13 protein-coding genes, 1 rRNA gene and 1 pseudogene (1 of these 15 cut by a window edge) are annotated in these 13,833 nt (G+C 66.0%); 8 read left to right on the top strand and 7 right to left on the bottom strand.

The window, feature by feature from the left end:
• Positions 1-186, bottom strand: a 16S ribosomal RNA gene (locus tag ACMUJL_RS06155); it reaches 1,281 nt to the left of the window's first position.
• Positions 187-1,137: 951 nt separating this feature from the next.
• Here ACMUJL_RS06155 and ACMUJL_RS06160 point away from each other — a divergent pair.
• The 4 genes from ACMUJL_RS06160 (at position 1,138) to ACMUJL_RS06175 (ending at position 5,168) form a co-directional block, all read left to right on the top strand.
• Positions 1,138-2,727, top strand: a complete 1,590-nt coding sequence (locus ACMUJL_RS06160) for a glucan biosynthesis protein (RefSeq protein ID WP_375569638.1) — start codon at positions 1,138-1,140, stop codon at positions 2,725-2,727.
• Positions 2,724-2,903 carry a hypothetical protein gene (locus ACMUJL_RS06165; protein WP_375569636.1) on the top strand — a complete coding sequence of 60 codons (180 nt, stop codon included), beginning with the start codon at positions 2,724-2,726 and terminating at the stop codon, positions 2,901-2,903. Before ACMUJL_RS06160 ends, ACMUJL_RS06165 begins: the two co-directional genes overlap by 4 nt.
• Positions 2,904-2,906: 3 nt before the next feature.
• Positions 2,907-4,667: a glucans biosynthesis glucosyltransferase MdoH gene (mdoH, locus tag ACMUJL_RS06170; protein ID WP_375569634.1), complete on the top strand. Its 1,761-nt coding sequence runs from the start codon at positions 2,907-2,909 to the stop codon at positions 4,665-4,667.
• Positions 4,668-4,760: 93 nt separating this feature from the next.
• Positions 4,761-5,168, top strand: a complete 408-nt coding sequence (locus ACMUJL_RS06175) for a carboxymuconolactone decarboxylase family protein (protein WP_375569632.1) — start codon at positions 4,761-4,763, stop codon at positions 5,166-5,168.
• Here the strand turns inward: ACMUJL_RS06175 and ACMUJL_RS06180 are convergent.
• The 3 genes and pseudogenes from ACMUJL_RS06180 to ACMUJL_RS06190 form a co-directional block, all read right to left on the bottom strand.
• Complete coding sequence (locus ACMUJL_RS06180; RefSeq protein ID WP_375569630.1) at positions 5,165-5,830, bottom strand: SOS response-associated peptidase; 666 nt, start codon at positions 5,828-5,830, stop codon at positions 5,165-5,167. The two genes, ACMUJL_RS06175 and ACMUJL_RS06180, sit on opposite strands and share 4 nt — an antisense overlap.
• A 70-nt stretch (positions 5,831-5,900) precedes the next feature.
• Positions 5,901-7,115, bottom strand: coding sequence for an MFS transporter (locus ACMUJL_RS06185; protein ID WP_082896422.1), 1,215 nt, complete (start codon positions 7,113-7,115; stop codon positions 5,901-5,903).
• 62 nt (positions 7,116-7,177) lie between these two features.
• Positions 7,178-8,762: pseudogene (locus ACMUJL_RS06190) on the bottom strand (bifunctional metallophosphatase/5'-nucleotidase).
• 130 nt (positions 8,763-8,892) lie between these two features.
• On the opposite strand from ACMUJL_RS06190, the gene ACMUJL_RS06195 reads away from it, so the two are divergent.
• Positions 8,893-9,231 carry a DUF952 domain-containing protein gene (locus ACMUJL_RS06195; RefSeq protein ID WP_375569626.1) on the top strand — a complete coding sequence of 113 codons (339 nt, stop codon included), beginning with the start codon at positions 8,893-8,895 and terminating at the stop codon, positions 9,229-9,231.
• Positions 9,228-10,286, top strand: coding sequence for a quinone-dependent dihydroorotate dehydrogenase (locus ACMUJL_RS06200; RefSeq protein WP_375569624.1), 1,059 nt, complete (start codon positions 9,228-9,230; stop codon positions 10,284-10,286). Before ACMUJL_RS06195 ends, ACMUJL_RS06200 begins: the two co-directional genes overlap by 4 nt.
• A gap of 80 nt (positions 10,287-10,366) precedes the next feature.
• On the opposite strand, the gene ACMUJL_RS06205 is transcribed toward ACMUJL_RS06200, so the two are convergent.
• Genes ACMUJL_RS06205 through ACMUJL_RS06215 form a run of 3 tightly spaced genes read right to left on the bottom strand, consistent with a single transcriptional unit; the run spans position 10,367 to position 12,649 of the window.
• Entirely contained in the window at positions 10,367-11,707 is a 1,341-nt protein-coding gene (locus ACMUJL_RS06205) for an MATE family efflux transporter (RefSeq protein WP_068294471.1), read from the bottom strand.
• Positions 11,700-12,233 (bottom strand): PaaI family thioesterase, encoded by a 534-nt coding sequence (locus tag ACMUJL_RS06210; protein WP_068294468.1) that lies wholly within the window; start codon positions 12,231-12,233, stop codon positions 11,700-11,702. Before ACMUJL_RS06210 ends, ACMUJL_RS06205 begins: the two co-directional genes overlap by 8 nt.
• A complete protein-coding gene (locus ACMUJL_RS06215; RefSeq protein WP_375569621.1) occupies positions 12,230-12,649 on the bottom strand; it encodes a PaaI family thioesterase in 420 nt (139 codons plus the stop codon). The genes ACMUJL_RS06210 and ACMUJL_RS06215 overlap by 4 nt, the downstream gene beginning before the upstream one ends.
• Positions 12,650-12,764: 115 nt before the next feature.
• Between ACMUJL_RS06215 and ACMUJL_RS06220 the strand changes: the two genes are divergently transcribed.
• Positions 12,765-13,139, top strand: coding sequence for a MerR family transcriptional regulator (locus tag ACMUJL_RS06220; RefSeq protein ID WP_375569619.1), 375 nt, complete (start codon positions 12,765-12,767; stop codon positions 13,137-13,139).
• A gap of 270 nt (positions 13,140-13,409) precedes the next feature.
• Positions 13,410-13,811, top strand: coding sequence for a MerR family transcriptional regulator (locus ACMUJL_RS06225; protein ID WP_068294460.1), 402 nt, complete (start codon positions 13,410-13,412; stop codon positions 13,809-13,811).
• The last annotated feature ends 22 nt before the right edge of the window (positions 13,812-13,833 follow it).

Below are 13,833 nucleotides of genomic sequence, written 5' to 3' on the forward strand. Positions count from 1 at the left end.
ATAAATCTTTCCCCCGAAGGGCGTATACGGTATTACTCTCAGTTTCCCGAGGCTATTCCGTAGAGAAGGGCACGTTCCCACGCGTTACTAACCCGTCCGCCGCTACACCCGAAGGTGCCGCTCGACTTGCATGTGTTAGGCCTGCCGCCAGCGTTCGTTCTGAGCCAGGATCAAACTCTCAAGTTGAAAAGCGTTTCCGCTTATCCTTGACGTTCGAACCTCTGCACATCGTTCCACAATGTTCCGGCTAGGAAACATTGCAAAACAGTCTCTGTTTGATGTGCTCCAGGTTTCATCAGAAACCAGAAGCCGCCAAACAGTGAAGCTGACACTAGATCATCGGGTTGCCCCTACTAGCGCGATATACAGACGTTGATCCATCGAATGAACCAAACCGCCCACATATCTCTTCAGATATCATCAATGTCAAAGAGCGTCGGAGCCGTAACCCCAAGAGACAAAATCAAACCGGCGCGCTCAAACTATAAGCGCAACCCGCCCAACTTATCCCCAAATTCCTTCCCGGATCTCCCTCCGAAGCACCGCTCCGTCGTTCCGTCCGGTCCCCAGCGCCGCGTCTCTGCGTCGCCGTGAGGGGCTACTTAGTGATAACCGATTCCGGCCGCAAGAGGAAAATCGACGAATTTCAAAAATCAGATGAGAAAAGCTTCGGACTGCCTGTTGCGGCAGCGCAAAGCCCCTTTTTCCAAAGGGCTTCGCGTATCCGGAAGATTTTGCGCGCCGCCCCTCACCTTATAGGGAGACTTGCCTCCCCTGCCCTGCCACCGTCCTGATGCATGCCCCGAAGCGACTCGCGCGGGGCGTACACAGGGTTCGTGCAGGGTTACGGGAATCGTGGGCACGACTCGCGCCGCATATGGAAGAGGCCAGCCGCAACATTTCGGCCTGCCCGTGCGGTCAGAAAGGCTCGGGCCAGGCTTGTCACAGACCCAAAACGCCTCTTTCGGCGGGTTACCGCGGGTTTGCGCATATAAAGTAGGCAGCGACCCGCCCTTTGCTTTCGAATCGATCAGAATTGCCTGCAATCCCGCTTGCTTTGGATTATGCCCGACACATATAAGCCCGGCGAACGTGCGCCGGCTTGCGGCGCCGTAAACCTTCAGGTTTGAAAAGAAAATGTCTGACTTCGGTCGTTCGTCCACCACCCTCACACGTCGGCATCTCCTTGCGGCTACGGCCGCACTGGCATGCACCTATCCCCTGCGCCTGACAGCACAGGACACGGCCGCATCGGCACAGCCCGTGCCGCAGCCCTTTTCCTTCGACATACTGTCCGACGAGATGCGCGCCCTCGCGCAGGGGCCATATCAGCCCGCCGAACCTGTTGGCGGCTTTCTGGCGGAACTCGACTATGACGATTACCGCCTTGTGCGGTTCCGCCCCGACCGGATGCGCTGGTCCAGCGAGACCAGCACGCTTGCGCTTGCCGCCTTCCCGATGGGCTGGCTCTTCAAGGAACCGGTGATCCTTTACGAGGTGGCCGATGGCAACGCGACCGAGATGCGCTTTACCACCGAGGATTTCGAATACCTCAACGATCTGGGCACGCGCATTCCGCCCTTGACCGATATGCCCGGCGTTGCGGGCTTTCGTCTGCACCATCCGCTGAACCGCCCGGATGTCATGGATGAACTGGTGGCCTTCGTCGGCGCCAGCTATTTCCGTGCGCTGGGGCGTGGGTCGGCTTACGGGCTGTCGGCGCGCGGGCTGGCCCTGAACACCGCCACCGCCGCGGGCGAGGAATTCCCCCGCTTTTCGCGCTTCTACATGGAGCGCGGAACCGGTGCCGGTGCGATCACAGTCTATGCGGCGCTGCAAAGCCCCAGCGTGACCGGCGCCTACCGCTTCGTGTTCTTTCCCGGCGCAACCACCACGATCGAGGTCACCGCGCGGCTTTTCTTCCGTGAAGATGTCGAGGAGCTGGGCATCGCACCGCTGACCTCGATGTATCTCTACTCGGAAAAGAACCACACGCAGTTCGACGATTTCCGCCCCAAGGTGCATGACAGTGACGGGCTGCGGATCCTGCGGGCCGATGGCGAGGTGATCTGGCGTCCGCTGAACAACCCGCCGCGCCTGTCGGGCAGCTATTTCCCCGAGACCGCGCCCCGCAAGTTCGGCCTGCATCAGCGCGAACGCGATTTCGAACAGTTCCAGGACATCGAGGCGAATTACCACCGCCGCCCCTCGCTGGACATCGAACCGATCGGTGACTGGGGCAATGGCTATGTGCGACTTGTCGAAATCCCCTCGGACCTGGAGGCGAATGACAACATCGTGGCCTATTGGGTGCCCGAGGCGCCCGCAAGGGCCGGAGACGCGCGCGAATTCGCCTACCGGATGCATTGGGGCGACCTGCCGCTTGATCCTGCGGACCCGATCGCCCATGTCGAGGTGACACGCGCTGGCCATGGCGGCGTCGCCGGGGTCGAGGTGCAGGACGGGCTGCGCAAATTCGTGGTCGACTTCCGGGGCGGCTTCCTGGATCGGCTGGGCCCCGAGGCCGAAATCGCCCCGATCGTGTCGGTCTCTAACGCCGAAGTGATCAGCAGTGTGTTGCAAAGGGTGCCGCAAACAGGTGTCTGGCGTCTGTTCCTGGACCTCAGCGCCGAAGATGACGCGGTCGTGGAAATGTCCGCCCACCTGGCGGGCTATGGGCGCAAACTGACGGAAAACTGGCTTTATCAGTGGATCAATGCAAGATGAATGACCTTTCCGGCATATTCCAGACAGATCCCGAGGCCGAGGCGCGCGCCCCCCTCGCGCCGCCCGATGCGCCCATGGCGATGCCGACCCAGATCCTGGAACAGCAACCGCGCCGCATCCTGCCCATGCTGCTGGCGCCCTTTCGCCCGGCCCGGCGCCCCTCACGTGAGGCTTGAGCCATGGATGCACCCTCCGACTGGCGGGTGGGTCTGATCAGGCTTGTCCTGCTGAGCGCCAGCATCCTGATCGGTTGCGGCGGCTTCGTGCTGTTCCTGCGCTACGGTGCCGCCGACGGCCTTGACGTGATGGATGTGCTGCGGGCCGCGCTGATCCTTGTGTCGACCTTCTGGCTGGCCTGGGGCGCGGTGCAGGCCTTTGCCGGGCTGACCACGCGCCCGCCGCAGCCTGCGCGCCACGATGGACCGCTGGCATCGCGCTGCGTGATCCTTGTCCCTGTCTATAACGAGGATCCCGCCGCCACCTTCCCGCGCATCGCGGCGATGGAAGCGTCGCTGCAGCGCACGGGCATGGCCGCGCATTTCCATTTCGCGATCCTGTCCGACACCCGCGACGACGCCACGGCCGAGGCAGAGCGCAAGGGCCTGCATCGCCTGCTGGCGCTGACCGGGGCCGAGGGGCGCATCTTCTATCGCCGGCGCGAGAACAACCGCGGACGCAAGGCCGGAAACATCGAGGATTTCATCACCCGCTCCGGCGGCGCCTATGACCTGGCCATCATCCTGGATGCCGACAGCCTGATGGAGGGCGACACCCTGGTCGAGATGGTCCGCAGGATGGAAGCAGCCCCCGAACTGGGACTGCTGCAAACACTGCCGCAGATCGTGAACGCGCGCTCGCGCTTTGGCCGGATCCAGCAATTCGCGGCCGCCTTCTATTCGCCGATCTTCTGCCGTGGCCTTGCGATGATGCAGGGGCGCACCGGTCCCTTCTGGGGGCATAACGCCATCGTGCGGGTGCGCGCCTTCGCGGAAAGCTGCGGCTTGCCGGAACTGTCGGGCCCGCCCCCCTTTGGTGGCCATATCCTCAGCCATGACTATGTCGAGGCCGCATTACTGGCCCGCGCAGGCTGGCAGGTTCGGGTCGATGACGATCTGACCGGCAGCTACGAGGAAGGCCCCGAGAACATGGTCCTGCACGCCAAGCGTGATCGGCGCTGGTGCCAGGGCAACCTGCAACACGCACGCCTTCTGACAGCGCCGGGCCTGAAACCCTGGAGCCGCTTCGTCTTCGTGCAGGGTATCCTGGCCTATCTGTCGCCGGTGATCTGGCTGGCTTTCCTGCTCTGTTCGATCGCCGCGCCCCTGTTCGTGCCGCCGATCAACTATTTCCCCATCGAAGGCTGGCGCTGGCCGGTGATTCCGGTCTCGCAGACATCGCAGGCGGTGGCGCTGGCGATCTGCATCGTGGGCCTTCTGTTCCTGCCCAAGTTGCTGATCCTGATCGACGCAGGCCTTCGGCGCCGGGCGGCGGGCTTTGGCGGCGCGCTGGCCGCGGCGCGGTCCGTGGGCGCCGAGCTGGCCTTTTCGGCCCTGTCAGCCCCGGTTTTCCTGATGTTCAACACCCGATCGGTGATGCAGGTCGTGGCCGGTGTCGACGGCGGCTGGCCCGCGCAGGCGCGCGGCGACGGTCGCATGACCCTGACCGAGGCATGGCAGGCCAGCAGCTGGATCGTGATCAGCGGCCTTCTGGGGGGCGCGCTGGCCTTCGTGCTCTCGCCCGCGCTGCTGCCCTGGCTGGCGCCTGTGATCGTACCGATGATGGCCGCACCGGTGATCATTGCCTGGTCCTCGGCCCCGGCGCGCGCCACGCTCTACCAGACGCCGGCCGAGGCGCGGGTCCCCGATGTGCTGGAACTTGACGCGGCCTTCCGCAATGCCTGGGCCACGCCGCTGCCCGGAAGCCGCATCGCCGCGGGCTGATCGCTGCGGGCCACGCACGGATTGCACTTGCAACCCCGCCCGATCGCGCAGCACTCTGCCCACCGATCCCACACCACCGAAAGGACTCAGAAGATGGACAAGGCAACCCATGACAAGGGCATGAAGATCCGCCGCGCAACCCTGGGCGATGCCTATGTGGACCGTGCCGTGGCCAATATGGACGACTTCACCCGCGAATTGCAGGAACTTGTCACCACCTATTGCTGGGGCGAGATCTGGGGCCGCGACGGTCTGGACCGCAAGACACGGTCCACCATCAACCTTGCGATGCTGGCTGCCCTGAACCGGCCGCACGAGTTGGGCGCGCATGTGCGCGGCGCCATCAACAACGGGCTCTCGCCGGACGAGATCAAGGAAGTGCTGCTGCAGGTGGGTATCTATTGCGGCGTGCCCGCGATGATCGACAGCTTCCGCGTGGCGCGCGGCGTGCTGGACGACATGCGCGCCGAAGGCACGCTGGACCCGGCCACCAAGGACTAGCCCTCGATCGGCGCGCGCAGCGCCTCGCCCTGCGCGCGGTTCGAATTGACCGCCCTGTCCACGCGCCAGGCCTCCAGCGTGGCCTCGGGGGCGGGGCGCATCAACGCAGCCGCCCCGTGCCCCGCCTCGCCCAGCCAGAGCGGCCAATCGGCGGGATCAAGGATCAGCGGCATGCGGTCATGCAGCGCCGCGATATCGCTGTTGGCGGCAGTGGTCACGATGGCACAGGTGGTGATGCGCGCCTCGTCCGGTCCCCAGTCCTGCCAGACCCCCGCCATGACCATCGGTTCCCGGTCTCGCCGCCGGATATACCAGGGCAGCCGTGCATCATCCGCGCCCTTGGTCCATTCGTAGAACCCGTCCGCCGGGATCAGGCAGCGCCTTGCGCGGGCCGCCGCGCGAAAGGCGGGTTTCTCGGCCAGCGTCTCGGCGCGTGCGTTGATCAGCAGCGGGCCATCCGTGGGGCTTTTGTACCATTGCGGCACGAAACCCCAGCGCATCGCGGTCAGGCGTCGCCCCGCCTCGCCGGCCGTGACCACATGGATCGCCTGCGTCGGGCAGATATTGAAAGAGGGCAGCGGCGGCAGGTCATTGGCGGGCGTGGCCTGGAACAGCCGCGCCATCGCGTCATTGGGCAGGGTCAGGGCGAAACGTCCGCACATGGGCCCAGACTGCCCCAGCCCGGCGCATTAATCCAGCGCCCGGCATCGCGCCGCTCAAAAAGACCCGCGCTCAGCCCAGGCGCAGCGACAGCCGCAGATGCGCCAGCGCCAGAACCATCAGCGCCCCGGCCACCAGCCCGAGCGGCGCAAGCCCGATCCCGGCCAGCACCATCCCGCCGATGGCCGATCCCAGCGCCGCCCCCACATAGACCCCGGCCGCGTTCAGCGCCAGGATCACTGGGGCGGCATCCGGCGCAAGCCCGATCAGACGGGCCTGCTGCGCCGCCATGAAGGACCAGCCGAAGATCGACCACAGCAGCAACAGCCCCATCGCCAGCGCCCCCGACAGCAGCGTCGCGTGACCGCCCGCCAGTGGCAGCGCGGAAAAGCCCGGCAGCACGATCAGTTGCGCCAGACACAGAAAGGTCAGCGTGCGCGCGGGCCCGATCCGGTCGCTCAGCGCGCCGCCCATCATGTTGCCCAGAACCGCGCCGATCCCGCAGACCAGCAGCGCCAGCGTGATGCCGTCGCGGCCCCAGCCCAGGTTCTGCGACAGAAGCGGCGCGAGGAAGGTGTTCACCACGTAGCCCGCCGTCAGGAAGCTGGCCGTGAAGCCCGCCGCCAGCATCAGCCGGGCGTTGCGCATCATGCGCGTAAGGTCATGCAGCGTGACAGGCTGAAAGGACAGACCACGCGGCACGATCGTCCAGATCAGCCAGAGGCAGGGCAGCAGCACGACCAGCACCACGGCGAAGGCCGCGCGCCAACCGAAGGTGTACGCGATGAAACTGCCCAGAGGCAGCCCAAGGACCTGGCTCATCGTCATGCCGAAAAATACCGCCGCCAGCGCCTTGGCCCGGTTTCCCGGTGCGCTCAGACCTGCCGCCACAGCGGCTGCGACCGGCGTGAAGATACCGGCGCCTGCAGCAGCCAGGATGCGGCTTGCATGAAGCGCGGCTTCGGTCGGCACCAGCACGGGCAGCAGGCAGGCCAGCCCGAACAGGGACAGCCCCGCCGCCAGCACCCGGCGCCGCCCGATCCCCCCGGTCACCGAGACAAGCACAGGCGACAGGACCGCATAGGCCACCGCATAGGTGGTCAGCACGGCGCCCGCGCGCGCGGTCGGCAGGCCCAGGTCCGCGGCCAGCGGCTCCAGCAGGCCGATGATCATGAAGGCGCCCATGCCGATCACGAAATTCGACATGGACAGGACTGCGATCAGCAGACGGTTGGACCGCTGGTCCACCGCCTGCCTTGCCTGATCTGTCGGGGTTGCCTGATGCATGTCCCCTCATGCCACAGCCGCACCGCCGCCGCATCCGCAAATGACACCCCGAAGGGCGCGCATCATTTCATCGTGATGCGCCCATCGGTAAAGGGCTGGTAGGGCGCGTTCGCGGCCATGTAGGCCGCCAGCACATCGGCCAGATCGGGGCCGAAATCATAGGCATTCATGCCATCGGTCTTGAACATGGCATAACCGTCGCCACCCCCGCGCATGTAGTTGTTGGTCACCACGCCATAGGTCCGGGCGGGATCCAGCGGCACCCATGCGCCACCCTCCATCACCTCGGCGCTGACCACGCGTGCGCCCGCGTCGGCGGCCGCATCGAAGACATAGCGCATCCCGGCCACCTGCGGAAAACGCCCTGCCCCCTCGTCGATCTGGCTCAGCCCGTTCTCCAGCGCGGCCAGAACCGTGGCTCCTGTCGCCTGAAAGGTGGACAGGGTGTTCTGGAAGGGCAGCACGCCCAGCACATCGCCCATGGTGACCTGACCCGCCGCGATGCCGGCACGCAGACCGCCGCCATTCTGGATCGCGATGCTGATGCCCTGATCCTTCACCCGGTCCAGCATGGCATCTGCCACAAGGTTGCCCATGGCGCATTCGCGGATCCGGCAGCTTTCGCGCGCGCCGTCGATATCCGCCGCCGCCTCGGCCACCACGCGGGCCTTGAGCTCTGCGATGGGACCGGCCAGTTCGGCCACCCGCGCCGCGATCGCGGGATCGGGCGTCACGCTGGCATCCAGCAGGATCGTGTCACCGCTGGCCGCCGTCACCTGGCCCGCCGCGTCGAACTCAAGCACCAGGTGGCCCAGGTATTTGGAATAGGCAAAGGCCTGCACCACGGGCACGCCGCCTACCATCTGCGGATAGGGCAGCGCCCCCTCTTCGGTATTGCTCATCAACGTGTGGGAATGTCCGCCCACGATGGCATCCAGCCCCGGCACGCTTGCCGCAAGGTCCAGATCACGCGGCAGGCCGACATGGGTCAGGGCGATGATCTTGTCGACGCCCTGCGCCTCAAGTGCGGCCACATCGGCGCGCAACGCCTCGGCCTCATCGGCAAACACCACATCGTCGCCGGGGCTTGATGTTTCCACCGTATCGGTCGCCAGCGCCGAGACGATGCCGATCCGCGCCCCCCCGACGTCGAGGATCACGTGATCGGCCACACGCCCGGCCAGAAGGTTGGACCGGCTGACATCGATATTGCCCGAAATCACCGGAAAGCCGACCTTGTCCAGAAACGCCGCCAGCCCTGCGGGGCCATCGTCGAATTCATGATTGCCCACCGCCATGGCGTCGAAGCCGATGGCCTTCATGAACTCGGCCTCGACCGCGCCCTTGTAGGTCGTGTACATCAGGCTGCCCTGGAACTGGTCGCCCGCGTCCAGAAGGATCACGTTCTGCCCCTCGGCCTCCAGCGCCGCGCGCAACTCCGCCACCTTGGTGGCCAGACGCGCCACACCGCCAAAGCATTTCCCTTCGGTCTCATCCTCGGCGCTGCAGGTCGAAATCGAAGCGGTTGATCGGCTCGATCCGGCTGTGCAGGTCGTTCACATGCAGGATGTGCAGCGTGTAATCGGCCTGTGCGACGCTTGCAGACAGAACAAGCGCGGCCAGGCCGGCAATGGGGCGCGTGAACATGGGCGGGGTCTCCCTCTGGGTGTGTGATGCCGGATGGTGGCCCGCCTTCCCCCACCTGTCAAAGCCGTTCTGCCGTGACGCGGCGGGAAGATGCTTGACCGCAGCCGGGCTGCGCGTCATGTGAGCAGCCATGCTGATCTACAAGATATTCCGCGCGGACGAATGGGCCGCATTGCAGGCACAGGGCGAAACCCTGGGCGCACCCATCGACATCGCCGATGGCTATGTGCATTTCTCGACCGCCGCGCAGGCACGGGAAACGGCCGCGAAACATTTCGCGGGCGAGGACGGGCTGACCCTGCTGGCGCTGGACGCCGGCAGCCTGGGCGAGGCCCTGGCATGGGAGCCGTCACGCGGCGGGGCACTGTTTCCGCATCTCTACCGTGCCTTGCGCCTTGGCGACGTGATTTGGCACAAACCGTTGCCGCTGGTGGATGGCACCCATCACTTCCCGCCGGAGATGACATGAGCCTGCTCGAATCCATCGGCCTTGCCGCCCTGCGCCGCCTTGACCCCGAAACGGCGCATGGCGTTGCGATCCGCGCGCTGAAGACCGGGCTGGTGCCGCTGCCGGGGCCGGTCACCTCGGACCGGCTCAGGACCACACTGGCCGGGCTTGATCTGCCCAACCCCGTGGGCCTTGCCGCCGGTTTCGACAAGAACGGCGATGTTCTGGGACCGCTCAGCCGCGCGGGCTTCGGCTTTGTCGAGGTGGGCGCGACCACGCCGCGCGCGCAGCCGGGCAACCCGCGCCCGCGCCTGTTCCGCCTGACCGAGGATCGCGCCGCCATCAACCGCTTCGGCTTCAACAACCAGGGGATGGAGGCCATGGCCGAAAAGCTGGCGCACCGCCCCAAGGATGCGGTGATCGGTCTGAACCTGGGCGCCAACAAGGACAGCGCCGACCGGGCCGAGGATTTCGCCCGCGTGCTGGCCCATTGCGGGCGGCACCTGGATTTCGCGACGGTGAACGTTTCATCGCCCAACACCGAGAAACTGCGCGACCTGCAGGGGGCCGCCGCGCTGAGCGCGCTCCTGGCCGGGGTGATGGAGGCGCGCGCCTGGTTGGCGCGTCCGATCCCGGTGTTCCTCAAGATCGCGCCCGACCTGACCGCCGCCGAACTGTCCGAAATCGCCGATGTGGCCCGCAACGCGGGGGTTGATGCGATCATCGCCACCAACACCACGCTGGACCGCGACGGGTTGCACAGCACGCATCGCGGCGAAAAGGGCGGGCTGTCCGGTGCACCGCTGTTCGAGAAATCGACCCGCGTTCTGGCGCAGCTGTCGCAGCTGACCGAGGGGCGTATCCCGCTGATCGGCGTGGGCGGCATCGGCTCGCCCGAACAGGCCTATCAGAAGATCCGGGCCGGGGCCTCGGCGGTGCAGCTTTACACGGCGCTGGTCTATCAGGGCCTGTCGCTGGTGCCGCAGATCGCGCAGGGGCTTGACGCGCTTCTGGCGCGGGACGGGTTTGCAACTGTCGCCGATGCGGTGGGTACAGGCCGCGCCGACTGGCTGTGACCGGACAGGCGGGGTGAATGGCCGCAAGCGGCCATGCCTCCGGCGGGGATATTTGCGGCAAGAAGAAACAGCGCGCCTTTTCAGGGCCGGGCGGCGTCCGCCTCGAGCGCGGGATAGCGCAGGCCCAGCGTCAGCCCGCGCGCCAAGAACGAAATCAGCAGCGACAGCCATAGACCGTGATTGCCCATCAGCGGCAGCAGGACAATCACCGAGACGGCATAGATCGCGGCGCTGACCGCCATCATGTTGCGCATGTCGCGGGTGCGGGTGGCGCCGATGAAGATGCCGTCCAGCATCCACGGCGCCAGCCCCAGCAATGGGGCCGCGACCATCCAGGGCAGATAGGTTGCAGCGGCCGCGCGCACCGGTTCGGCGGTGGTCATGACCGCGATGATCGCGGTGCCTGCCAGCGCAAAGGCAATCGCCATGGCGATCACGCTGACACCTCCCCAGAAGCTGGCCAGCGCCGCGCTGCGCCTCAGCCTGCCCCGGTCGCGCGCGCCCAGCGCCTGGCCCACCAGTGCCTCGGCGGCGAAGGCGAAACCGTCCAGCGCATAGGCGGTGATATGCAGGAATTGCAGCAGCACCTGGTTCGCGGCCAGCACAACGTCACCCTGCCCCGCCCCCAGGAACAGGAAGGACAGGAATATGGCCTGCAAGAGCAGTGACCGGATCAGGATATCCGTGTTTACGGCCATCATGCGCGCCAGGGCGGGCCGGTCGAAGACCCGCGCCCAGTCGCGCCAGGCCGGCACCGCGAAGGCCGCGCGACAGAGCCACAGGCCCAGCGCCAGGCCGCTCCATTCCGCAAGGAATGTCGCGATCGCCACGCCCTCGACGCCCCAGCCAAGGCCCAGCACGAACCACAGGTCCAGCAGGATGTTCACCCCGTTCATCCAGACCTGCAGACCCAGCACCGCGCGCGTGCGTTCCAGCGCGATCAGCCAGCCGGTCAGCCCGTAAATGGCGATGGCGGCGGGGGCGCTGAAGACACGGATCTGCATGTAGTCGCGCGCCAGGCTTTCCACCTCGGCGCTGGCGGGGGCCAGCAGGAAGGCGCCCCGGAACAGCGGGATCTGCACCGCGATCACGGCAAGCCCGGCGGCCACCCCGATCATCAGGGCGCGCGTCAGCATGGCGGCCACCTCGCCCTGGTGGCCCGCGCCCTGCGCCTGGGCGGTCAGGCCCGTCGTGCCCATCCGCAGGAAGCCGAAGATCCAGTAGATCGCCGTCAGGATCACGGCCCCCAGACCCACGGCCCCGATCGGCGCGGCCAATCCCATCTGACCGACCACGGCGGTGTCCACCGCCCCCAGGATCGGGACCGTGGCATTGGACAGCACGATGGGCAGCGCGACATGCAGCACCCGGGCATGGGTGACGGTCCGGCCGGGATCCGGCCGCGCCGCGGCCTCAACCATCCAGTCTTGGCATCAGGAAATGCCCCGTGGCCTGGGCGAAGGCGCGGGCGCGATTGTCCTGCCAGGCCTCGACATGAACCGAGGCATAGCGGCGTCCCGAACGGTTGACCTTGGCGCGCGCATAGGCATCGCGCGGCAGGCCCGTGCGCAGGTAGTCAACGGTGAAATCGATGGTCTTGGGCAGTCGCGGCAGATTGCCCGCCACCAGGGTCTGCGTGTCGATGCGCCCCGTCTCGATCTCTTCCCAGAGGCTCGCCCAACTCAGGCCGATGATCGCCGTCACCTCGAGGAAGGCAGCCGTCACTCCGCCATGCAGCGCAGGCAACAGCGGGTTGCCGATCAGCTTGTCATCGAAGGGCAGCACGGCTGTCAGCTCGTCCCCGCGCCGGTCGAACTCGATGCCAAGATACTTGATATAGGGCACGCCATGCACCAGCGCATTCAATGCAGCGTCCCGGCGCTGCTTGACCACCTGCACCGGTTCGGGGCGGCCGCCGCGCGGCTTGACAAAGGATCCCTCGCTCATGCGCCGCCCTCCACGGTGAAGGTGCCCGTGGCGCTGGCCACGGGGCGGTCGCTGTCGTCATCCATGGCCGTGGCGCGCACGAAGGCGACGGACCGGGTGACATGATAGCATTCGGCCCTTGTCCTGATGCGCTGACCCGGCGTCGCCGCCCGCATGTAGTCGATGCGCAGGCCGATCGTGGCGGTTCCCCCCTTCGAGGCGGGATGGCAGACGACGGAAGCGCCGCAGCACGTATCCAGCAGCGCGGACACCGCACCGCCATGGATCACCCCCGTGTCGGGATCACCGATGAAACGCGCGTCGTAGGGCATGGACATCTCGGCCACGCCGTCACCCAGATGGTCGATCTGCATCGCCAGCGCGCGCGCATGCGGGATCGCCTCGGTGAATTGCCGCGCCATCTTGTCCTTGTTCATGGGCCCCGTTCCTTGCTTGTGCCGCGCACTATGTCCCGCATCGCCACATCAGCGCAAGAGCACCCGTTGCCCTTGCCGCGCGTCTCGCATAGCCTGCCGCCAAGGGAGCAGAATGATGTCCGAACCACGCCTGACCTTCAAGGAGATGTGCGCAAAGTATGACGTGACCCCACGCACCTTGCGCTATTACGAGTACATCGAGTTGTTGCAACCGGACCGCGAAGGGCGCACCCGGTTCTACGGCCCCCGCGAATGCGCGCGCATGACCCTGATCCTGCGTGGGCGCAAGTTCGGTTATGCGCTGGAAGACATCCGCCAGTGGCTGCTGATCTACGAAAAGGAAGGCACCCGCGCGCAGATGGAGGCCTGGATCAAGATGGCTGACCGTCAGCTTGTGGAACTGGCCGAACAGCGCGCCCAGCTGGACCAGGCGATGGACGAGCTGCGCCGCCTGCGCGACGAGACCGACAAGGCCCTGCGCGACGCCTGATCCGCGCAGGAGGCGGGGCATCGCATGTGGTCTTCATCGGCCGCCCCTGCGGGCTGGCGCACATGAATCACCTCTTGCTGCATGACGATCCGGCGCGTCGCCGCCGGGCAACCGGGCAAGGAAATTGCCGCGAGCCACGGCTTACCTTGGCTTATCTTACGTCAACCTGAAAGTGACGTGACGTAGCGGTTACGTCAACTGCGAAACCTGTTGTAACGAGGCAGCAGAATGCACAGCTTGCCGCCAGACACCTGTTTCAGAGGTAATGCGATGACCGAAAAGACCATGACGATCCGCGAGATGTGCGATGCATTCGACGTCACACCCCGGACCCTGCGCTTCTACGAGGCCAAGGAACTGCTGTTTCCGATCCGCGAGGGGCAGAAACGCCTGTTCACCGCGTCTGACCGGGCCCGGCTCAAGCTGATCCTGCGCGGCAAGCGCTTTGGGTTCAGCCTCGAAGACATCCGTCAGCTTCTCGATCTCTACCGGATCGGCGACCAGCAGCAGACGCAGTTGGCGCGCACCTACGAACTGGCGCAGAAGCGGTTGGATGACCTGATCCGCCAGCGCGACGAACTCAACGCCGCGATCGAGGATCTGCGCGAACAGATGAAATGGGGCGAGAAGATGATCGCCTCGATCAACCAACCCAAGCGTGCCGCCGAATAAGTTCGGCCCCGCACGCCAAAGC

The organism is Seohaeicola sp. (assembly GCF_048006315.1).
Classification (GTDB): domain Bacteria; phylum Pseudomonadota; class Alphaproteobacteria; order Rhodobacterales; family Rhodobacteraceae; genus Seohaeicola.